Source organism: Altererythrobacter sp. Root672 (assembly GCF_001427865.1).
Classification (GTDB): Bacteria; Pseudomonadota; Alphaproteobacteria; order Sphingomonadales; family Sphingomonadaceae; genus Croceibacterium_A.
The window spans coordinates 339763-359002 of record NZ_LMHH01000001.1 but is presented as its reverse complement, the minus strand read 5'-3'; the positions used below and the strand labels follow the sequence as shown (position 1 = coordinate 359002).

20 protein-coding genes and 2 pseudogenes are annotated in these 19240 nt (G+C 65.0%); 9 read left to right on the top strand and 13 right to left on the bottom strand.

What is annotated here, in order from left to right; all coding sequences use genetic code 11:
• Positions 1 to 79: 79 nt before the first annotated feature.
• On the bottom strand, positions 80 to 1699 hold the full coding sequence (locus tag ASD76_RS01710) for a hypothetical protein (protein WP_055917590.1): 1620 nt from the start codon (positions 1697 to 1699) through the stop codon (positions 80 to 82).
• A 254-nt stretch (positions 1700 to 1953) separates the two neighbouring features.
• Here ASD76_RS01710 and ASD76_RS01705 point away from each other — a divergent pair, with 254 nt between their 5' ends.
• Positions 1954 to 2328, top strand: a complete 375-nt coding sequence (locus ASD76_RS01705) for a tetratricopeptide repeat protein (protein ID WP_235506458.1) — start codon at positions 1954 to 1956, stop codon at positions 2326 to 2328.
• 107 nt (positions 2329 to 2435) lie between these two features.
• Here the strand turns inward: ASD76_RS01705 and ASD76_RS01700 are convergent, their stop codons facing one another.
• Both ASD76_RS01700 and ASD76_RS01695 read right to left on the bottom strand, forming a co-directional pair.
• Positions 2436 to 4199: a hypothetical protein gene (locus tag ASD76_RS01700; RefSeq protein WP_156457506.1), complete on the bottom strand. Its 1764-nt coding sequence runs from the start codon at positions 4197 to 4199 to the stop codon at positions 2436 to 2438.
• A gap of 14 nt (positions 4200 to 4213) precedes the next feature.
• The gene (locus ASD76_RS01695; protein WP_055922785.1) at positions 4214 to 6337 is read right to left on the bottom strand and encodes a PQQ-dependent dehydrogenase, methanol/ethanol family; all 2124 of its coding nucleotides are present in this window, start codon (positions 6335 to 6337) and stop codon (positions 4214 to 4216) included.
• Between the two features lie 176 nt (positions 6338 to 6513).
• On the opposite strand from ASD76_RS01695, the gene ASD76_RS01690 reads away from it, so the two are divergent.
• Both ASD76_RS01690 and ASD76_RS01685 read left to right on the top strand, forming a co-directional pair.
• Positions 6514 to 7455, top strand: a complete 942-nt coding sequence (locus tag ASD76_RS01690) for an SMP-30/gluconolactonase/LRE family protein (protein WP_055917582.1) — start codon at positions 6514 to 6516, stop codon at positions 7453 to 7455.
• A 90-nt stretch (positions 7456 to 7545) separates the two neighbouring features.
• Positions 7546 to 9000 (top strand): AMP nucleosidase, encoded by a 1455-nt coding sequence (locus ASD76_RS01685; protein WP_055917579.1) that lies wholly within the window; start codon positions 7546 to 7548, stop codon positions 8998 to 9000.
• Here the strand turns inward: ASD76_RS01685 and pyrC are convergent.
• Complete coding sequence (gene pyrC / locus ASD76_RS01680) at positions 8992 to 10026, bottom strand: dihydroorotase (protein WP_055917577.1); 1035 nt, start codon at positions 10024 to 10026, stop codon at positions 8992 to 8994. The genes ASD76_RS01685 and pyrC overlap by 9 nt on opposite strands.
• A gap of 141 nt (positions 10027 to 10167) precedes the next feature.
• Between pyrC and ASD76_RS01675 the strand changes: the two genes are divergently transcribed.
• A complete protein-coding gene (locus tag ASD76_RS01675) occupies positions 10168 to 10914 on the top strand; it encodes a YgfZ/GcvT domain-containing protein (protein WP_055917575.1) in 747 nt (248 codons plus the stop codon).
• Between the two features lie 366 nt (positions 10915 to 11280).
• Here ASD76_RS01675 and ASD76_RS01665 read toward each other — a convergent pair whose 3' ends face one another.
• Positions 11281 to 11880: a TetR/AcrR family transcriptional regulator gene (locus ASD76_RS01665; RefSeq protein ID WP_055917569.1), complete on the bottom strand. Its 600-nt coding sequence runs from the start codon at positions 11878 to 11880 to the stop codon at positions 11281 to 11283.
• A 9-nt stretch (positions 11881 to 11889) separates the two neighbouring features.
• Positions 11890 to 12084 (bottom strand): annotated as a pseudogene (locus ASD76_RS18835) (hypothetical protein); the annotation flags it as partial.
• Between ASD76_RS18835 and ASD76_RS01660 the strand changes: the two are divergent.
• The 3 genes and pseudogenes from ASD76_RS01660 to ASD76_RS01650 all read left to right on the top strand — a co-directional run.
• Positions 11990 to 12787, top strand: a pseudogene (locus ASD76_RS01660) (metal-dependent hydrolase); the annotation flags it as partial. The pseudogenes ASD76_RS18835 and ASD76_RS01660 sit on opposite strands and share 95 nt — an antisense overlap.
• 38 nt (positions 12788 to 12825) lie before the next feature.
• Complete coding sequence (locus ASD76_RS01655; RefSeq protein ID WP_055917563.1) at positions 12826 to 13146, top strand: hypothetical protein; 321 nt, start codon at positions 12826 to 12828, stop codon at positions 13144 to 13146.
• A 53-nt stretch (positions 13147 to 13199) separates the two neighbouring features.
• Complete coding sequence (locus ASD76_RS01650; protein WP_235506455.1) at positions 13200 to 13841, top strand: FABP family protein; 642 nt, start codon at positions 13200 to 13202, stop codon at positions 13839 to 13841.
• Positions 13842 to 13982: 141 nt separating this feature from the next.
• Here the strand turns inward: ASD76_RS01650 and ASD76_RS01645 are convergent, their stop codons facing one another.
• The 3 genes from ASD76_RS01645 to rplU form a co-directional block, all read right to left on the bottom strand.
• On the bottom strand, positions 13983 to 14522 hold the full coding sequence (locus ASD76_RS01645) for a GNAT family N-acetyltransferase (protein WP_055917557.1): 540 nt from the start codon (positions 14520 to 14522) through the stop codon (positions 13983 to 13985).
• 164 nt (positions 14523 to 14686) lie between these two features.
• Positions 14687 to 14956 carry a 50S ribosomal protein L27 gene (gene rpmA / locus ASD76_RS01640; protein WP_055917554.1) on the bottom strand — a complete coding sequence of 90 codons (270 nt, stop codon included), beginning with the start codon at positions 14954 to 14956 and terminating at the stop codon, positions 14687 to 14689.
• 24 nt (positions 14957 to 14980) lie between these two features.
• Positions 14981 to 15466: a 50S ribosomal protein L21 gene (gene rplU, locus ASD76_RS01635; protein WP_055917551.1), complete on the bottom strand. Its 486-nt coding sequence runs from the start codon at positions 15464 to 15466 to the stop codon at positions 14981 to 14983.
• Positions 15467 to 15660: 194 nt separating this feature from the next.
• Between rplU and ASD76_RS01630 the strand changes: the two genes are divergently transcribed.
• Entirely contained in the window at positions 15661 to 16164 is a 504-nt protein-coding gene (locus ASD76_RS01630; RefSeq protein WP_055917548.1) for a hypothetical protein, read from the top strand.
• A 26-nt stretch (positions 16165 to 16190) separates the two neighbouring features.
• Positions 16191 to 16862 carry a Crp/Fnr family transcriptional regulator gene (locus tag ASD76_RS01625; protein ID WP_235506453.1) on the top strand — a complete coding sequence of 224 codons (672 nt, stop codon included), beginning with the start codon at positions 16191 to 16193 and terminating at the stop codon, positions 16860 to 16862.
• 30 nt (positions 16863 to 16892) lie between these two features.
• Here the strand turns inward: ASD76_RS01625 and ASD76_RS01620 are convergent, their stop codons facing one another.
• From ASD76_RS01620 to moaA, 4 genes are all read right to left on the bottom strand, one after another.
• The gene (locus ASD76_RS01620) at positions 16893 to 17324 is read right to left on the bottom strand and encodes a hypothetical protein (protein WP_055917543.1); all 432 of its coding nucleotides are present in this window, start codon (positions 17322 to 17324) and stop codon (positions 16893 to 16895) included.
• Between the two features lie 214 nt (positions 17325 to 17538).
• Positions 17539 to 17985: a molybdenum cofactor biosynthesis protein MoaE gene (locus ASD76_RS01615; protein WP_055917541.1), complete on the bottom strand. Its 447-nt coding sequence runs from the start codon at positions 17983 to 17985 to the stop codon at positions 17539 to 17541.
• Position 17986: 1 nt separating this feature from the next.
• Positions 17987 to 18229 (bottom strand): MoaD/ThiS family protein, encoded by a 243-nt coding sequence (locus tag ASD76_RS01610; RefSeq protein WP_055917538.1) that lies wholly within the window; start codon positions 18227 to 18229, stop codon positions 17987 to 17989.
• Between the two features lie 2 nt (positions 18230 to 18231).
• The gene (gene moaA / locus ASD76_RS01605; protein ID WP_055917536.1) at positions 18232 to 19233 is read right to left on the bottom strand and encodes a GTP 3',8-cyclase MoaA; all 1002 of its coding nucleotides are present in this window, start codon (positions 19231 to 19233) and stop codon (positions 18232 to 18234) included.
• Positions 19234 to 19240: the final 7 nt, after the last annotated feature.

Sequence of the window (19240 nt, the reverse complement as noted above, 5' to 3'; positions counted from 1 at the left end):
AAAAAACAAAACCGGGCGGAGCCCGGATATGACGAAGGGGCGGCCTCGGAATGTCTCCGAGGCACGCCCCTCCAATTCATCACACGATCTTAGGCAGGGTGGTGCAGGCGCCCGAATTGCCGGTGCCGAAGTCCGCGATCGCACTGTTACAGGTCCAGCCAGCGTACCAGGTATCGGTCGAGTTCCGCACTGCGCCGGCCCAGGTAGTCGAGTCGAAGAACGAGGAGATCGTCTTCGGATCGGTCGCCACCAGGGCGGTCTCGTTGGCGCCGTTGATGAACAGGCCGGTGAGCGTGTTGGTGAAGGCATCGCTGTTGTTGTTGCCCGCGAACACCGCCGCCACATCGCCAGCAGTGAAGGCGACGCCCGCCGTGCCGCTGCCGATGAACTTGGTTGCGTTGCACTGCAGAGCCACCGAACGCGCCGTCAACGTCGTGCGCTGACCAGCCGCCCCGGTTCCGTGCATGCGGACGCACTCGTTGTTCGGCGAGATGATCAGGCCGTTGACGAGAGTGATGTCCGAGTTGCCGCGGAAGAGGGCCGAGGCCTGGTCGTTGTTGTCATTGTTGACGCTGGCCTGCCGCTGGATGGCGGTGAAGTTGGCCACCTTGAGGTTGGTGCGCGGGGTGTCGGCTTCGTTGCCGTTGCTGTCGATTTCGAACAGCGCGTCACCATTGGCATCACGCTGCAGCAACAGGGCGTACTGGACATCGACGCGAGCGCCGGTGTCGACGTCGAGGCTGTCGTCGTCAGCGCCGGTGGCGATGTAGTACTTCATGTTGAACTTGCCGCCGAAGAACTCCGCGCCATCGTCCGAGCTGTTGTGGCTTTGGATGTGATCGATGATCGTGCCGCTGCCGACGGCCTCAGTCGTCAGAGACTGGAGTTCGACGTTCGAGCCTAGCACGAAGCCCGAGTAACGGATCTGCACGAAGCTCAAGCGGCCGGCGTTGTACGTGTCGTCCGCCCCGCCGAAGCGGGCCGGGTCGGGCGCGCCTTCGGTCTGGCGTTCGCAAGTTCCCGCCGCGACGGAGCCGGTGGTGCAGTCCGTGGTAACGGCGCGGCCCATCAGCACGACGCCGCCCCACTTACCTTGCGAGGTCTCGGTTTCGAGGCCCTGGACGTTGTCGCGGCTGGTAAACACGATCGGCTGGGTCGCGGTGCCGACCGCGCTGATCGAGTTGCCGCGGTTCACTGCGAGCCAGGACTGGCCGGTGCCGCCATAGATGACCACGCCCGGTTCAATCGTCAGTCGGACGGCCGTGTCCGACGTCAGCGTGGCGGTCGGGCAGCCGACTGTCGAAGTGGCAAAAGGTGCGCCGGCGGTCGGAGCAGTGAAGCCACCGTCACAACCGACGTCCACGCGCCCGTTCAGGCGGTAAAGTACGCCCGGAAGGCGCGGCAGGGTGCTCGACGCGCGAACGACCCGCGGCAGGTCACAAATGCGCCATTCGCCGGTCGGGCCGGTGATCGTGCCGCTGTTGGTGAGTCCTTGCGGGTCAGAGATGGTCGGGCAACCCGCTGCCGGAGTCACCAGCGCCGGGGCAGTCGGCGTCGGAGTCGGGCTCGGCGTCGGAGCCGGCGGGTTGTTGATGGTGATGTTTCCGCCGGTGCCCGGGGAAGCAATGTCCTCAGGACCGCAGGCGGCAAGCGCAAGAACACTGCAGCCAAGTACGAGCGAGCGAGAAAAATTAGTCACGAAGCGGTCCCCCTCAAAATCCGGGAATGCGGATGGCGCGATTCGAAGTTCGCGACTCGCCAGTTAGGACCGGGAGGTGACAGTTTTTTTTCAAATCCCTCCAAATAGATATATGTCCGAAATATTACATTTATTACGACTCTTGCTGTTAACCCGTTTTTCGATGATTTCAGTTTTATGACACTATTACATTTTAATTGCAGATGGTGTTGGGCGGGCGCACTATCGCCAGATAGCAAGCGGGGAGAAATGCCATGGCTGCAATGCTCGTGCTATCGGCGGTGATCGCCGTGCACTCAGTTACTTCAGTGCCGGGCCCGGAACCCGTGGTCACCGAAGTCAAGGAAGTCGCCTTCGAATCTTTGATTGAAGGCCGGGCCGAAGAGGCCATTCGCACGCTCGAAGCCCAGCGCGTCAAAGAGCCCAGCGATCCGGCCGTGCTGATCAACCTCGGCACCGCTTATGCGAAGACCGGGCAATGGGCCAAGGCTGAAGCGGCCTATAAGGCGGCGATGGCGAGCAGGGTTGGATATGAACTCGAACTTTCCGACGGCCGTTGGACCGATTCGCGCTCGGCCGCCCGTCGCGGATTGCGGAGCCTTGGGACAACGTCGCTCGCGATGCGCTGAGACGCGAACTCCTGGGTGAAGAGCTCAAGGTCGCAATGAAAAAAAGGCCCGGGTGAACCATCACCTGGGCCCTTTTTCTGTCTGACCGTCACGGAACGGTCATCCGCTCAGTCGTGCGGCTTCATTCCGTAAGGCAGTTCCGAAGTGAACGCCTCGACGCGTTCGATCTTGCCGTCGACGAAGCGCAGGAGGACCACGACCTGGTAGGTCAGCGGATAGCCGCTGCCCGCGCTGGCCGGGAGGTCTTCGAACATGCGGTAAGCGATCAGGCCGCGGCTCTCGTCGGCAGCCAGCAGTTCCTTGTCGCGGATCTGGCTGATCGCCGCGAGCGGCGCGCTGCCGAACGCCGAACCGCAGGCCGCGACATCCTGGCCGTTGACCACCCACCGGCAGCTGTCGGCCAACCCGGCTGGGGCCTTGCCGTCCTTGGCGGTCATGGCCGTCTGGAACGCCTCGGCGCCGGAGATCATCGCCGCGCGTGAGGTGCGCTTGCCTTGCGGGACGACGGCGAAGGTCGGCGCAGTGACCGGCTCCACGTAGGGAGTGCCGTATTCCTTGCGCCGGATCAGCGCGTCGATCCCGCCGATCTGGCGACCCGCGCTGGTGACGGTGATCGCCGCCCAGGAGGGTTGGCCGTGCTCTTCGATCCGGCCGATCCATACGCCCTTTCCGGTCTGGGCATCAGCCACGACCAGCGGCTTGGCGTCGATGGCGGTGATGCCTTGCCAGATGCCTTCGTTCACGCGGATGCCGACGCTGTTCTCGGCATAGGCGACCTTGTCCGCCCAGGGCAGCTGCTGCCACTGCCCGCGAACGGGATAGGCCTGCATCACCGCATTGGTATTGGCGGCCACGCAAGCCGTGTCGCAAGCGGCGGGATCGGGCTGGTGCGACGGCGCCACGGCCGGGCCCCAGAACGGGTTCTGCATGAAGTAGGGAACGTAGGTGAACACTGCCTCGATCCGCTGGATTTCCGCATCCTTGATCCGGAAAGCTTCGAGCAGCGTGATCGAGTTCGGCCACTTGAGCGCGGTCTTCATCTCACGCCCGTTGGTCAGCAGATAACGGTCCCACTCGTTGGCGTGGTCGAAGAAGCCCCGGCCCACGGCGACCCCGCGCTCTTCGTCGATGATGAAGAAGTCGCGACGGATGCGCTTGTTGATGCGGTAGAGCCCAAGCTCGAACTGCGCCCGGCAACCCGAAGCGATCGCCGCCGCATTGCCGCCCCCGCCGCCCGGAGGCGGTGCGGTGGTGGAGATACCGTTCTCCAGCCGCCCGCAATCATCGGAGAACGGCGCAAAGACCTGGCCGTCGTTGACCTCGACCGTGTCGAAGTAGGAATCTGCAATCGCGTGCATCCGCTCGCGGCTGCGGCGCTGTTCGGGCGGCAGGACCTGATTGAACTCAGGGTCGTGGACCATCTTGCTCACGTCGCCGAACGGCGCGGGGAGCGAGGTCTTGCGGTGGACCACGCTTTCGATCTCGTCGATCTTGCCGTCCGTCACATGGATGCGCACGGCCAGGATCGCCGGCACGCCGTTCTCCTTGACCGAGCCGAACCAGGCAGCGTTGCCCGTCGAGGGGTCGGCGGTTTCGAGGCCCACTGCGTCAACGCCCGTCACAGTGTCCCACAGGCCCTCGCCTACCGGGATGAACACGTTGTTCTCGGCGACGCGCACATTGGCGGCGAGCGGCAGCTTGGAGGGATCGCGCGCTTCGAGCGCCTTCATGTGCGCCTGGAGCAAGCCGATCAGGCAAGCCCGGTCACAGGCGGGAACGCGCACCGCGCTGTCTTCGCCCGGGGCCTGGGCCGCCAGCGGCGTGGCGGCGAGCACGAGGCAACCCGCCAGCAATCGAGTAATCGCACGCATCCTCAAAGTTCCCCCTATTGTGCCTTGGCGGACGCGTCCGCGTAATCCTCGTTGCCCCTGGCGATCAGGAACGAATGGATCGCCTCCACGTCCGAAGCCGAGAGCACGTCGGCAAAGCTCGCCATGCCCTTGTCGGCGTAGAGACCCTTGAGGACGATATCGTTGAACTTCGCGTGGGTCTCGGCAGTCATGAAGCGCAAGTCCTTGACCCCGCCGACTGCGTTGTCGCCATGGCAGCGGTTGCAGGTCTGCCCGAACAGCGCCCGGCCCTCGCCCACTTGCGCTTCCGAGGCGCGCAGCATCGGCGGACGGGGCAGCTCGGAGGGTGGCGGCGGTGGCGGCAAGGTCACGCCCTTGGCGTCGAGCTTGAACACCAGCAGCTTGGCAGTCGAAGTCTGGAACGGCCCGAGATTGTAGACCGGTGACCCGCCCCACCCGGCGTTGATCGCGATATATTGCTCGCCGTCGATCATGTAGGTGATCGCGCCCGCGACCGGCGCCTGGTCGATGTTCATCTCCCACAGCTTGGCCCCGGTATCGGCGCGATAGATCGCCAGCGTCTTGTCGATCGTGCCCTGGATCAGCAGGTTGCCCGCCGTCGCCAGCACGCCGCCCGAGCCCGGATGCGCATAAGGCACGCGCCAGGCCTCGCTCTGCGTCACCGGGTTCCAGGCGAGTAGATAGCCCTTCTCCTTGGCGTTCGCCTCCTGCTGCAACTGCGCCCGCAGTTCCGGCATGTTGCCGTAGCCCTGCCCGCTGTTCGAGCGGTGATGGACGAAGTTGAACGCGCCGTCCTCCGCCCGCGCGTAGACCGAGGGCTGCTCCTGCGCGCTCAAGTACATCAGGCCAGTCAGCGGGCTGTAGGCCATCGGGTGCCAAGTATGCGCGGCGAGCCAGCTCGGGCTCATCAGGTGCGGCGTCGTGGTGTTGTGCGCGCCGGGCTGGAGCACCGGGCGTCCGGTCTCAAGGTCGATGCGGCTCGCCCAGGTGTTCTCTGAGACATAAGTCTCGGCCGAGATCAGCTTACCCGTCGCGCGGTCGAGGACGTAGAAGAACCCGTTCTTCGGCGCCTGCATGATGACCTGCCGCGGCTTTCCGGCGATCTGCATGTCGGCCAGCACCATCGGCTGGGTGCAGGTGTAATCCCACTCCTCTTCGGGGACCATCTGGTAGTGCCACTTGTAGGCACCCGTCGTCGCATCGACCGCGACGATCGAACAGAGGAACAGGTTGTCGCCCTTCCCCTCGCTGCGGAAGTGCCACATGTGCGGCGAGCCGTTGCCGGTGCCGATGTAGACCAGGTTGAGCTTGGGATCGTACGCGAAGCTGTCCCACGCGGTGCCGCCGCCACCGTACTTCCACCACTCGCCGTGCCAGGTCGGCAGCGCGATCTTCATGGCCGAGTCCGAGGCCTCGCCGTCGGGTCCGTCCGCCGGGTTTCCGGGGACAGTGTAGAACTTCCACAGCTGCTTGCCGGTCTCCGCGTCGTAGGCGACCACGAAGCCGCGCACGCCATAGTCCGCGCCGCCGTTGCCGATCACGACCTTGCCGTCATAGACCCGCGGCGCGCCGGTGATCGAATAGGCGTCCTTGTCGTCGAAGGTCTGCTTGGACCAGACTTCCTTGCCGGTCTTGGCATCGACCGCGATCAGCCGCCCATCGAGCGCGCCGATGTAGATCTTGCCGTTCCACGCCGCGATGCCTCGCGCCGAAGGGCCGCAGCAGGCGAGCCGCGCCCACTCGGCACCGACCTTGGGATCGTAAGCCCACAGCTTGCGGCCGGTCTTGCCGTCATAGGCGGTGACGATGTTGTAGATGCTGACGTTGTAGAGCACCCCGTCGATCACCAGCGGGCTGGCCTGGACGCCGCGGAAGGTCTCGAGGTCGTCGTACCACGCAAGGCCGAGGCGCCCGACGTTTTCGGCGTTGATCTGGTCGAGCGGGCTGAAGCGCTGTTCGTCCCAGGTGCGACTGTACGATTGCCAATCACCCACGCTCGCCGCCGCATCGGCGTTGCGCATGGTCTCGCCGGTAACTTCGGCCGGCCCGGCGCTCAACGCCATGCCATTGGCGAGCAGCCCCAGCGACGCCACGGCCGCAACCGCCCGCGCAACAAACTTCGAAGCGGTGAAATGCATCACCCGTCCCATCCCCAAATCCCGATACCCTTGTTTTGGTGTTCTTTGCCGGGCCCGAAGCCTCCTGTGAAGGCTCCTGTGAAGCCTCAAGCGAACTTTCTGCGGCAATCTCCCTTCCAACGCGTCCGTCGCGCTCTATGATGCCCTCAAGGCAAGAAAAGCGAGAGGGAGAGATCATGAAGAACGGCGCGGTACTTGGGGCCCTGTTGGCGGCTGGATGCGCCGTTGTCCCACTGTCGTCGGCCAGCGCCGACATCCGCGTGAACGGCAGCCGCATTCACCCGGAGAGCATTACCGCCGACGCCGCCGGTAACATCTACACCGGCAGCGTGCCGGGAACGATCTTCCGCGCCAAGCCCGGCAGCGACACGGCCGAACCGTGGATCGTGCCGAGCGCGGCGAACGGACTGACCTCGCAGCTGGGCGTCCTCGTGGACGACGCGCGCGGAGTGCTCCTGGTCTGCAACAATCCGCCCTTCGGTGGTCCGCTGCAACCCGGCGCGAAGTCGAGCCTCAAGGCGTTCGACCTCAAGACCGGCGAACTTAAGTCGAGCCATGACTTCCCGACCGGCGGCGCCGTCATCTGCAACGATATCGCCGTGGATCGCGGCGGCACCACTTTCGCCACTGACACGTCCGGCGGACGCATCTTCGCGCTGGCACCTGGTGGCAACGAACTCACGGTGCTCGCGGCCGATCCGGAACTCGTCGGGATCGACGGCATCGCGTTTGCCGCAGACGGCACGATGTACATCAACAACGTCCGCAAGAACACGGTCCAGCGGGTCAACCGCAAGGCCGGTGGCGCCTATGAAGGCCTGACCACCCTCACGCTCTCCGAGCCCGTGAACGGCCCGGACGCGCTCCGGCCCGTCAGCGGCAACCGGTTCCTCCAGGCGGAAGGTCCGGGCAACCGCGTGACTTACGTCGACATCGAGGGTGACAGCGCAAAGATCACCCCGATCAAGACCGGCCTCGACTCCTCGCCCGGCGTCACTCACATCGGCAACACCGGCTACGCCACCGAGGGCAAGATCGGTTACCTGTTCGACCCCGCCTTGCGCGACAAGAACCCTGATCCCTTCTACATCCGCAGCTTTCCGCTGAGCGGTAAGTGAAGGCAGTCGAAGGCAAGGCCGCCTTCGTCACCGGTGGGGCGAGCGGGATCGTCCGGTGACCTGCTGGCCAGGGCAGGGTAGGATCGTCTGATGCCGACACGATTCCCGGAAGTCCGCGCCGCGCTGGACGAACTCCGCGCCCTCTACGACGCATCGGTGGGGAACCTCCGGACCGCGCTCCAGCTCTACGCCGAGCGCGGAATTCCTCCGGAGCCTGGCGCTCGCGCAGGAGGAGCTTTCGCCTACCCCGAGCTTCGCGTCGAATACGAACCAGGGGCCGCCCCGCCCCCGCTATCGCGGTCCTACGCGCGGCTCAATCAGGCGGGGCTCTACACGACGAGCATTACTCGGCCCCAGCTTTTCGCAGACAACCTAACCGAACAGCTGGACCAGCTCGTCGGCGATTTTCGGGCCAGGGTATCTGTCGGCTACTCGGCGAGCGAAATCCCATTCCCTTACGTGCTCGATGGTTCCGGGATCGAACTCGGCACGATCAGCGCTGCCGAACTGGCGAGGCATTTTCCCTCGACCGAACTGGTCCATATCGGAGACGAGATCGCCGACGGCCTGTTCCAGCACCAACCCGGAAAGCCGCGCCCTCTCTCACTCTTCGACGCGCCTCGGACCGACTTCAGTCTCGCCCGCCTGAAGCACTACACCGGCACACCGCCCGAGGACTTCCAGCACTTCGTGCTGTTCACCAACTACGCTCGCTATGTCGATGAGTTCATTGAATTTGGAACCGCGGCGCTGCGCGATCCTGACGGAGGCTACAGCCGGCTCTCGGTGCCCGGCGGAAGCTACACCCGCGACGGCCTCGTAGACCCGGAAGCGCAAGTCGCCGCCGGATCGTGGCGCAAATACCAGATGCCTGCCTACCACCTCGTCGCCGAGGGGAAGCGCGGCATCACACTGGTCAACATCGGGGTCGGACCCTCGAATGCCAAGACGATCTGCGATCACCTCGCCGTGCTGCGCCCCCATGTGTGGCTGATGATCGGTCACTGCGGCGGACTGCGCGAGAGCCAGAAGATCGGCGACTACGTCCTCGCCCACGCCTACTTGCGTGACGACCACCTGCTCGACGACGTGCTGCCGCCCGAAATCCCGCTTCCCGCCATTGCCGAGGTCCAGCAGGCGCTGTTCCAGGCGACGCTGACCGTGACCGGCGAGGACGAGGACGCGGTCAAGAACCGGCTGCGTACCGGGACCGTGGTCACCACCGACGATCGCAATTGGGAGCTGCGCTACACCCGCTCGGCACTGCGCTTCAATCAGAGCCGCGCGGTCGCGATCGACATGGAATCGGCGACTGTCGCCGCGCAGGGTTACCGTCACCGCGTGCCTTATGGCACCTTGCTCTGCGTCTCCGACAAGCCGTTGCATGGAGAGCTAAAGCTGCCCGGACAGGCCAATGCCTTCTACCAGTTCGCCACCCACCAGCACTTGCGCGTCGGGATCGAGGCGCTCGGCATCCTGAAGCAGGACGTCGAGGCGCTGCACAGCCGCAAGCTGCGCAGCTTCGACGAACCGCCGCTACGCTAGCTGCCAGCGCAAGGTCTGTCCTGAGTGGAACGGCACGACATCGGTACCGTACGCGTCGATCACCTCGGGCACTTGCACCTCGGTGCGCCTTAGCGTCACCGTCCCCTCGTTGAGCGGCAAGCCATAGAAGCGCGGGCCGTTCTCGCTGGCGAAAGCTTCGAACTTGTCGATCGCGCCCTCGTCCTCGAACACCGTCAGGTAGCTTTCGAGCGCAAAGGGCGCGTTGAAGATACCGGCACAGCCGCAAGCCGATTCCTTGGCCTCGCGCGAATGGGGGGCGCTGTCGGTGCCGAGGAAGAACTTGGGCGAGCCGGAAGTCGCCGCGCGACGCAGCGCCAGCCTGTGCTTCTCGCGCTTGGCGACCGGTAGGCAGTAGGCATGCGGGCGAATGCCGCCGACGAGCATGGCGTTGCGGTTGATGTGGAGGTGCTGCGGCGTGATGGTCGCCGCAACCTTGGGCCCGGCCGCCTCGACGAAATCGACCGCGTCCTCTGTCGTCGCGTGCTCGAACACCACTTTCAGCTCGGGCAGATCGTAGAGCAGCGGGGCAAGGATGCGTTCGATAAACACCGCTTCCCGGTCGAACACGTCGATCTCCGGATCGGTCACTTCGCCGTGGACGCATAGCACCATGCCGAGTTTCTGCATCCGCTCCAGCACCGGGCGGATCTTGGCCACGTCGGTCACGCCGTTGTCGGAATTGGTGGTCGCGCCGGCCGGATAGAGCTTTGCCGCGGTGAAGGCGCCTTCCTCGAAACCTTCGGCCAGATCGTCGGGATCGGTTGCGTCGGTCAGGTAGCAGGTCATCAGCGGCTCGAAGTCCGTGCCGGGCGGCAAGGCCGAGAGGATCCGCTGGCGATAGGCGGCCGCTCCAGCCGCTTTCGTCACCGGCGGCACGAGGTTGGGCATCACGATCGCCCGGGCGAACTGCCGCGCTGTCCAGGGTGCGAGCCCGCGCAGGATCTCGCCGTCGCGCAAATGAACGTGCCAGTCGTCAGGACGGCGGATGGTCAGCGAATCGGTCATGCCGGGGTCTCTCGTGGCTAGCGAAAGTGACAGGGGGTGACGGGGTGGTCACGGCTCATTGCCAAGCCCATGGCACAGCCGCGCAGCGTAGGACAGACCTCCTTGCTTGACTATCGCACCGCCCCGCCCAACTTGCGGTCCATGGCCAACGAACGCTTATTCTCCCGCGCGGTAGTACGCGTCACCCCCGAGGATCCGGCAGAGGATGCCGCCGGCTTCCTCCAGGGCCTCGTCACCAACGACGTGACCGGCGAGCTACCAGCTTATGCCGGGCTGCTGACCCCGCAAGGCAAGGCCCTGTTCGATTTCATCGTCTGGCCAACCGGCCATGGCGCCCTGCTGCTCGATTGCGAGGCCGAGGCTGCCGAAGACCTGGTTCGGCGGCTTTCGCTCTATCGCTTGCGGCGCAAAATCGGGATCGCGGTCGACCCGTCGCTTGGCGTATACTGGCAGGCGGAAGTGGGCGACGGCGGCGCCGCCGATCCGCGCTTGCCCGGGCTAGGCCAGCGCTGGATTGCCGCGGTTTCCGACGAGGACCATTCGGTCGATGCCGAGTGGCAACGACATCGCCTCGCGCTAGGCGTGCCCGAGGGCCGCGCCGAACTTGGCGACGTCTTGTGGCTCGAAACCAACGCCATGGAGCTCGGCGGGGTGTCGTTCTCCAAGGGCTGCTACATCGGCCAGGAGAACACCGCGCGGATGAACTGGCGGCAGAAGATCAACCGGCGGTTGCTGGTCGTGCCGCTCAACCGCTCCGAAGAGAAGCGACGCAAAGCGGCTTATCCGGAGCTTGGCTTCGCGGTCGATCACTTGCGGGTGGAGGATATCCCGCCGGCGCTGTTGCCGCAGTGGCTGGAGTTGGCGGAGCCTTCGGAAGGCGCGGACTAGCGGACTGTCCGCTAACGACCCATTGCGGACGTTGATTTTCGATGCGAACTCTTGGTTCAACTAGCCGGGGGATGGACATGATTTCGTCGAGCGCGGACCATCGCAGTGTAATGGAACAAGTATTCCGGGACCTCCTTCTCGCGGAAGAAAACCTCTCGCTACTCGGGGCACCCAGCGATCTAATGGCGATGCTGTATGATCTCGTCGAGCGGTGCAAATCGTTCTCTGACGGTGATGCAGATTTCAAAACGTTCGACCCGCCCACTGGGCGATTTCCCAGCGCGTAGAAGTCACCTCACCAGTGTCCGCTAACCACCCAAGGCGGTCATCCCGTCCGGCAAGAGCCGACCTTCCGCAATCGCAGCCCTACCCCGCGATGTACCCGCTCTTCACATAGGCCGCGGTCAGCATCGTCTCCGCATGATCGCGCGTGGTATCGCGCGGGACCTGCAGCGAATGGGCGAGACGCTCGCCCATCATCGCGTCGCCCAGCGCCATCAGCACCAGCGCCAGCGTCGCCTCGTGCATGGTCCGCTCCGCGCCGGGCGCAAGTTCTTGCGGGTGGAGTTCGTCTACCAGGCTGTGAATCATGTCGATGATCGGATCGAGGGCATTCTCATTGCCGGTCAGGATCATCCAGGTGGCGAGCGCGCCGCCGCCTTCGCGGTCCATGATGTCGAACGTCAGCTCGACGATCTCTCCCGGCGTGCCGAGGCCCGCGCGTGTGGCGACTGCCGCCTCGGCGATCGAAGCGCAAACCGTCGCTGCGAGATGCTCGGCCAGGGCCTGCTGGAGACCCGAAGCGGAACCGAAATGGTGCAGCAGGTTGGCGTGAGTCCGCTCGATCCGCGCGCCCACGGCCTTCAAGGTCACAGCCTGCGGTCCGGCCTCCATCAGCAAAGCCCGCGCAGCTTCCAGAGCAACGCGGCGGCTCTCATCCGGGGTTAGGCGCTTTCTTATTGACATGTTTGTCAGTTAATCCCACCCTGCTTCCATGAACGCACCTTCCCACTTCGGCGAGGATGCGGCAAGCGCCGCCGCGATCGTGCCCCACACCTTGACGGTACGCGACCGCCGCTTCGGTCGGGACTCCAAGCAAGAACGCTGGTGGCTGGGTGACGATCCCGTCGCCACGGCCTGGTTCAACGCCATGTCCGCGACCTTCCCGCGCGGCGAAGCGCTGTTCATCGACTCGGTCCGGGCCTTCCGCGAAGGCGCCTCGCCCCAGCTCGAGGCCGAGATCCGCGCCTTCATCAAGCAGGAGATCAACCACACTCGCGAACATCTGGCCTTCAATCGGGCGGCGGAAGAAGCCGGCTACGACATGAGCCGGATCAACCAGCGGGTCGCCGGGCTGATCGAGCTCGTTTACGCGCGGCCGAAGCACGGTTGGCTCGCGGTCACCATTGCGCTCGAGCACTTCACCGCGATGTTCGCGCACCAATTCCTCCGCCACCCGCAACACTTTGCCGGGGCCAGGCTTGAACAGGCCGAGCTGTGGCGGTGGCACGCGGTCGAGGAGATCGAGCACAAGGGCGTTGCCTACGACACCTGGCTCCATGCCACGAAGGACTGGACCCGGTGGAAGCGGTGGAAGGTCAAGAGCCTGCTGATGCTGGTCATCACCAAGCGCTTCGTCACCAATCGTTCTCGCGATGCGCTCGACTTATTGGCGCAGGACCGGATCACCGGCTGGCGGGCGAAGGCGCGGCTGGTTTGGTACCTCGTCGGCCAGCCCGGCATCCTGCGCCGCGTGTTTCCCGAATGGTGCGCCTATTTCTTGCCCGGCTTCCATCCGTGGAACCAGGACGACCGGGCGCTGATCCAGCGTTATGACAGCGAGTACGCCGCGGCGGTGATGCCCGCCGAGTAGCCATTGCGGAGGTTTGCGCCCCGGCTCATAATCCGCCGATGCGATGGAACCCACTTTTGCTGTTGGCCGCACTTGGCAGTTGCTCGGACAGTGTCGACACGTTCCAGGTCTATGATCCGCAAGGCCGTGTCCGTGCGGCCCATGTGCAGGTCTGCGGTTCCGAGACTCCGATGCTCCAGCACGGCAAGTACTTCTTCGCCGGGGTTCCGATCAATTGCGAAGGAAGCGGCCATATCCGCTTGGTCTATCGCGATGGCAACAAGACCGAATGCGCCATCGGATACGTGACCGGCATGTCGCAGAACTGGTACTTCCGCGCAGAAAGCGCGAGTTGCGAACCACGCAGGTTGCACGGCTAGCCACTTTTCCGGCAGGCTTTATGAGGGCATCCGGCAACAAGGGGCGAGATCGCGTGGAATTACCCGAGGACATCTTCACCGAGCCGGAGGACGTCGATCCCGAGACTCTGAGCAACCTCGGCCCCCTGCGCCGCCTGGCCGGCACCTGGGAAGGCCTGCGCGGTGTCGACGTCAATCCGAAAGCCGACGGCCCCGAGCAACGCGATTTCCGCGAACGGATCGAGATGATCCCGATCGACCCCCAGGCCAACGGGCCGCAGCTGTTCTACGGCCTGCGCTACCACGTCCATATCAATACGCCTGAAGAGGACATCACCTTTCACGACCAGGTCGGCTACTGGTTGTGGGAGCCTGCAACGGGGCTGGTCCTGCAGACGATCGCTATACCGCGCGGGCAGGTCGCGATCGCCGCGGGCCATGCCGAGCCCAACGCGACCAAGCTGGTGCTATCGGCTGAGCGTGGGCAGACCGAGTACGGGATCTGCTCGACGACCTTCCTTGAGCTGGCGTTCCGAACCGATTCCTATCGCATCGAGGTCGACTTTCACGACGACGGCTCGTGGAGCTACGTCCAGGATACGATGCTGATGGTGCGCGGCCAGGATACGCTGTTCCAGCACCGCGACCGCAATCACCTGAGCAAGATCGGGGAGCCCGATCTCAACCCGTGGTCGAAGATTTTGCGGGGCAGGTGAATGAACCGATCCTCCCCGAGCTTGCTCGGGGAGGTGGCGCACACCTTAGGTGCGTGACGGAGGGGTAGGCGCCACAACGCAACACCCCTCCACCACCGACTTCGTCGGCGGTCCCCCTCCCCGAGCAAGCTCGGGGAGGAATCATGCAGCTACCGGCATTCGAGCAGAGCAACCGTCGTCCAGTTCGGCCGAGTATTCGACCGAAAGCGAGGTCGTTCCCCGCGCCAGGCTTGGGCGCTTGCTGGTCCGCCCCGTTGGAACGAAGCCGACCTTGCGCAGCACCCGGCCCGAGGCCGGATTATCGGCAAAGTGGTCCGCCCGCACGCGGCGGTATCCGATCGCCTGGGCTAGCTTGAGAATCGCCTGGTTCGCCTCGGTGGCATAGCCACGCCCCTGGTGCGAGCGGGCGATCCAGTAGCCGATGGCCGGCTCGCCCTGCTCTTCGTGGAAGCCGCAGACGCCGATGATCCGCCCGTTTTCTTCGGGCACTGTGATGAGAAAGCTCGGCAGCTTTTCGGGCTTGGGCGTGGTCAGCCACTGGCGGGCGTGGTCCATGCAATAGGGCCACGGCACGCGGGCAAGGTTACGCACGATCGATTCGTCGCCGATGGCGCGGGCCAGTTCCGGCGCGTCCTCTATCCAGCCAGGCCGCAGGAACAGCCTCTCGGTGCGAATGAACATCCAACGTACTCCCATACTCTGCCGCGCGCCTTAGGAAGGGCGCGTGACAGTGTGATTGCGAGGGAGAAAAACAAAAAGGGAGACGGGTTGGCCCGTCTCCCTCTTGAGCCGGAGTGATCCGGCCGGGCCATCCCTGAGGATGACCCCTTTAGCGAGTCATCCGATTATTCGGCTGCTTCTGCCATCGCGTCCACGGACACGTACTTGCGGCTCTGCTTGCCATCGTGGAATCGCACTTTGCCCGCGGTAAGCGCAAACAGGGTGTGATCCTTGCCAAGGCCGACATTGACGCCCGGATAGACGCGGGTGCCGCGCTGACGGATGATGATGTTGCCGCCGACAACTTCCTGGCCGCCGAACTTCTTCACGCCGAGGCGACGACCAGCCGAATCGCGACCGTTGCGCGAGCTGCCGCCTGCTTTTTTATGTGCCATCTCGAACTACTCCTCGGACTTCTCTTAGTCGGCCTTCTTGGCAGCCGGCTTCTTGGCCGGTGCCTTCTTGGCGGCGACGGGCTTCTCGGCAGCGGCTTCCTTCTTCGGAGCCGGCTTCGCAGCCTTGGTTTCCTTCACAGCGACCGGAGCGGCTTCAGCCTTCGGCGCCTCGACCTTCACAGCGGCGGCCTTCTTCGGCGCTTCCGCCTTCGAATCACCCACGGCCACGATGCGCAGCAGGGTCATCTGCTGGCGGTGACCGGCCTTACGGCGGTAGTTGTGCCGCCGACGCTTCTTGAAGACGACGACCTTCTCGCTCTTCGCCTGGGCGATGATCTCGGCCGAAACCTTGACCTTGGCGGCATCCTTGATGTCGCTGCCTTCGCCGGCGAGCAGAACGTCACCCAGCGTGATCGTGTCACCGGCTTCACCAGCCAGCTTCTCGACCGCGATCTTGTCTCCGGGGGCGACGCGATACTGCTTGCCGCCCGTGCGCACTACTGCGAACATGGTCTTCAAATCCGTTCGTTACGACTGCCGTTTTCCCGGGATTAACCCGTGTAAACGACAAAAAAGGCGCCCAGTGGGGCACCGGAAAGTGCGCCGCCGTTAGGCCAACAGCCGGTGCCTGTCAACGCTTCGCCAGAGCATTTTCGGTTCCGCAACGCTGGCATCCGCTTCAGTGCACAGCTAAGGCCGTTCCGATGCGTTTCAACCCCACTGCCCTGACCCTGCCAGCCCTGGCCTTGTTGCTGACCGCCTGCGCCAGCGCGTCCAGCGCCTATCCAAGCCTGGCAATCCGCGATGCAGAGCGGGCGACAGGAACGATGACGCCGGTCACCCCCGCGGTTATCCGGCCCGCAGCGCCTGCCGGTGTGCTCGGCCGCGTGGACCAACTCGAAGCTGAAGCCGCCATCGCCGACAAGGCCTTCACCGCGGCGACTCCGGCTGCGCGCCGGGTCGTCGGCGCGGCAAGCGGCCAGGACGTTGGCAGCGAAAACTGGTCAGTCGCGCAAGTCGCCGTCGCCGGGCTCGAGGCAGAGCGGGCCAAAGCCGTGACCGCCCTCGCCGATCTCGACCGCCTCTACGTCGATGCCGGTGTCGAAGGCACCGAGATCGACCGAATCGCCGCGGCGCGAGAAGGGGTTACGGCCCTGGTCGAACGGCAGAACGCCGTGCTCGAGGAATTGTCGGGGAGCTTGCGCTGATGGGGCTCAGTTGCTCCACCTGCCCGGTGAGGGACCGGGCGGCCTGCTCAGTCCTGACCGAGCACGAGCGCGAGACGCTGGCCCGCTCGGGCCGTTCGCGTAAACTCAAGCGCGGCGAGGTGCTGTTCGCGGCCGGCGACGAGAACTCCGCCTGCGCCACCTTGCTCAGGGGCGCGCTCAAGGTGACGAGCGTCGATGAGCAGGGCACCGAGCGAATCCTCGCTATCGTCCACCCTTCGGGCTTCATCGGCGAACTGTTCGCCCCGTTCGCTCACCACGACGTGGTCGCCCTCACCGACAGCGAGCTGTGCGTTTTCCCGCGCAGCGAGATGGGCCGGGCGATCGACCTCAACCCCAAGTTGAGCCAGGCGCTGCTGCGCCGCTCGCAGGAAGATCTGCTGCAGAGTCGCGAACTGCTCGCCCTCAGCGGCCGACGCGGCGCGCCCTCCAAGGTCGCAGGGCTGATGATGGGCATCGCCGAAGGGGCGAGCGATTCGTCGTGCCATGCGGCGCGCGAGTTCGAACTGCCGCTGACTCGCGGCGAGATCGCCGGGATGCTCGGCCTGACGATTGAAACGGTCAGCCGCGCGCTCACCAAGTTCGAGCGCGACGGCGTGATCCGGCGAAAGGGTGCGCGCGGGATCGAATTGCTCGACCCCGCGCGGCTGGGCTGGGTTGCGGAAGGCGCGGAAGGCTAGAGCCTGCCCTGCGGGGTAGCAGGGCAGGCTCTAACGGACCACCGCGGCGATAATCACCGCAGCAAGCCCCCACAGCAGGATCAGAACCGGCAGGATCAGGACCTGCACAGTGGCTGCTCCTGCAGTGCTGCGGCCATACGGGGTCATCACCCCGCGCTGTTGGAAGCGACTCCAGCTGGTCAGCTGTTGCGGGTTGAGCGGCCCCATCTTCATCCACATCGCCGGCACAGCGAAGAACATCGCGACGAACACGATGAAGATCGCCATCGGCACGATCAGCCCAGGATTGCCAAAGCCGAGAGCCATCACGCCCAGGAAGCCGAAATAGGCGCCTGCAGTCGCGACGTAGAGACCGGCCGGCAACTCGAACGTGCGGTCGACCGAAGTCGGCAGGCGCAGTGCGGGTTCGTCGAGCACGATCGCCTTCTCGGCGACAACTTCGCGGGTCAGTCTTTCGGCCATCGGTTTACTCCTGTCTGTGAGGACAGGGATGCGCCGAATCGCCAAGAGGCGCTTTGATGGCGATCAAATCGCTTAATTCTCCCCGAGCTTGCTCGGGGAGGTGGCGCGCGCCGCAGGCGCGTGACGGAGGGGTAGGCGGGAGAACACAACACCCCTCCACCACCGACTTCGTCGGCGGTCCCCCTCCCCGAGCAAGCTCGGGGAGGATCTGGGATTAACCCCAGCGCTTCAGGTCGGAATGGTCCTGTTGTCGCGGTTCGATCCAGTGCCAACCGTCGGCGCGCTTTTCGCGCTTCCAGAACCAAGCGTTGCTCTTGAGGTGGTCCATGGCGAAGTCCGCGGCTTCGAAAGCGTCGCGGCGGTGGCGAGCGGCAGCGGCGACCAGAACGATCGGCTCACCCGCCTGCATCACGCCAGTGCGGTGAAGCAGCAGCAAGCCGTCGAGCGGCCAACGGGCAAGAGCCTCATCTGCCAACGACTCCATGCCCGGCAGGGTCAGCGGTTCGTAGTGACTGAGTTCAAGCGCCTCCACGCCCTTGTCGGGGCGGACTTTGCCGACGAAGCTGGTGATCCCGCCCGCCGCCGGATGAGCCGCCGAGAAGGCCGCGAGTTCGGCCTCGGGCACCAGTGGGTGACCTAGCAGGCGAACGTCCCGCGCCATGTCAACCTCCGCTGACGGGAGGGAGCAGCGCAACCTCGTCGCCAGCTGCGGCCGAGAGCAACGTCTTGTCGGACAGGATCTTGCCGTTCAGGGCCAGCTTGACCCTGTCACCCCGGGCGTTCTCCCCCAACGGTCCGGGAAGCGCCGCGAGCAATCCCGCCCAGTCGAGCGGTCCCGGCACGAGCTTCTCGGGCGCGCCCGCGAGATCGGCCAGCTTGCCCAGGAAGACGAGCTTTACGGACACCGTCAGCCGCCGGTGAGCGACATATGACGCGGCTGTGCCGGTTCCTGGCCGCGTTCGATGCGGAAGTGGTGGCGTTCGGGCTTGATCCGCATGGCCTCGTCGAGCGCAGCGGCCAGGTTCTCATCCGGCGCCTCGGAACGCAGCGCGGCGCGCAAATCGACCTGCTCCGCCCCGCCGAGGCAAGCGTAGAGCTGCCCGGTCGCCGTCACGCGGATGCGGTTGCAGCCGGCGCAGAAGTTGTTGGTCAGCGGCGTGATCAGGCCGAGGCGGCCGCCCGTCTCCGGCACGTCGAAATAACGCGCCGGACCGCCCGAACGGTATTCGCTCGGCACCAGCGTCCAGCGCGCTTCGAGCGCGTCCTGAACCACGGTCAACGGCAGGTAGTGATCGACACGCTCGCCCTCGACCTCGCCGAGAGGCATGACCTCGATCAGGGTCATGTCATGCCCGTGCGCGTGGGCCCATTCGACGAGGAACGGAATCTCCGCCTCGTTGAGGTTCTTGAGCGCGACGGTGTTAATCTTGACCTTGAGCCCCGCCTCCTTGGCCGCGGCAATGCCCTGCAGCACCTGGCCGAGCCGGTCGCGGCGGCTCAGTGTCTGGAACAGGCCATTGTCCATCGTGTCGAGCGAGACGTTGATCCGACGGATGCCGGCAGCCACCAGGTCATCGGCATGCTGAGCAAGCTGCGTACCGTTGGTGGTGAGCGTCAGCTCCTCCAGTCCATCGCCGAGCTTGCGGCCAAGCGCCTGGACCAGCTCGATCATGTCGCGCCGGACGAGCGGCTCGCCCCCGGTCAGGCGGATCTTGGAGATACCGCGGTCAATGAAGGCCAGCGCGAGCTTGTGCAGCTCTTCGAGGCTGAGCACTTCCTTGCGCGGCAGGAACTGCATCTGCTCCGGCATGCAATAGGTGCAGCGCAAATCGCACCGGTCGGTCACCGACAGGCGGAGATAGGTGATGCGCCGATTGAACGCGTCAACGAGAGGGGCAGAGCAACTCATCTAGATC

What these genes read in the sequence shown, in the direction of transcription:
- ASD76_RS01705 (WP_235506458.1), top strand. Translation starts at nt 1,954, where the DNA reads ATGGCTGCAATGCTCGTGCTATCGGCGGTGATCGCCGTGCACTCAGTT.
- ASD76_RS01700 (WP_156457506.1), bottom strand. Translation starts at nt 4,199, where the DNA reads ATGCGTGCGATTACTCGATTGCTGGCGGGTTGCCTCGTGCTCGCCGCC.
- ASD76_RS01695 (WP_055922785.1), bottom strand. Translation starts at nt 6,337, where the DNA reads ATGCATTTCACCGCTTCGAAGTTTGTTGCGCGGGCGGTTGCGGCCGTG.
- ASD76_RS01690 (WP_055917582.1), top strand. Translation starts at nt 6,514, where the DNA reads ATGAAGAACGGCGCGGTACTTGGGGCCCTGTTGGCGGCTGGATGCGCC.
- ASD76_RS01685 (WP_055917579.1), top strand. Translation starts at nt 7,546, where the DNA reads ATGCCGACACGATTCCCGGAAGTCCGCGCCGCGCTGGACGAACTCCGC.
- pyrC (WP_055917577.1), bottom strand. Translation starts at nt 10,026, where the DNA reads ATGACCGATTCGCTGACCATCCGCCGTCCTGACGACTGGCACGTTCAT.
- ASD76_RS01675 (WP_055917575.1), top strand. Translation starts at nt 10,168, where the DNA reads ATGGCCAACGAACGCTTATTCTCCCGCGCGGTAGTACGCGTCACCCCC.
- ASD76_RS01665 (WP_055917569.1), bottom strand. Translation starts at nt 11,880, where the DNA reads ATGTCAATAAGAAAGCGCCTAACCCCGGATGAGAGCCGCCGCGTTGCT.
- ASD76_RS01655 (WP_055917563.1), top strand. Translation starts at nt 12,826, where the DNA reads ATGCGATGGAACCCACTTTTGCTGTTGGCCGCACTTGGCAGTTGCTCG.
- ASD76_RS01645 (WP_055917557.1), bottom strand. Translation starts at nt 14,522, where the DNA reads ATGTTCATTCGCACCGAGAGGCTGTTCCTGCGGCCTGGCTGGATAGAG.
- rpmA (WP_055917554.1), bottom strand. Translation starts at nt 14,956, where the DNA reads ATGGCACATAAAAAAGCAGGCGGCAGCTCGCGCAACGGTCGCGATTCG.
- rplU (WP_055917551.1), bottom strand. Translation starts at nt 15,466, where the DNA reads ATGTTCGCAGTAGTGCGCACGGGCGGCAAGCAGTATCGCGTCGCCCCC.
- ASD76_RS01630 (WP_055917548.1), top strand. Translation starts at nt 15,661, where the DNA reads ATGCGTTTCAACCCCACTGCCCTGACCCTGCCAGCCCTGGCCTTGTTG.
- ASD76_RS01620 (WP_055917543.1), bottom strand. Translation starts at nt 17,324, where the DNA reads ATGGCCGAAAGACTGACCCGCGAAGTTGTCGCCGAGAAGGCGATCGTG.
- ASD76_RS01615 (WP_055917541.1), bottom strand. Translation starts at nt 17,985, where the DNA reads ATGGCGCGGGACGTTCGCCTGCTAGGTCACCCACTGGTGCCCGAGGCC.
- moaA (WP_055917536.1), bottom strand. Translation starts at nt 19,233, where the DNA reads ATGAGTTGCTCTGCCCCTCTCGTTGACGCGTTCAATCGGCGCATCACC.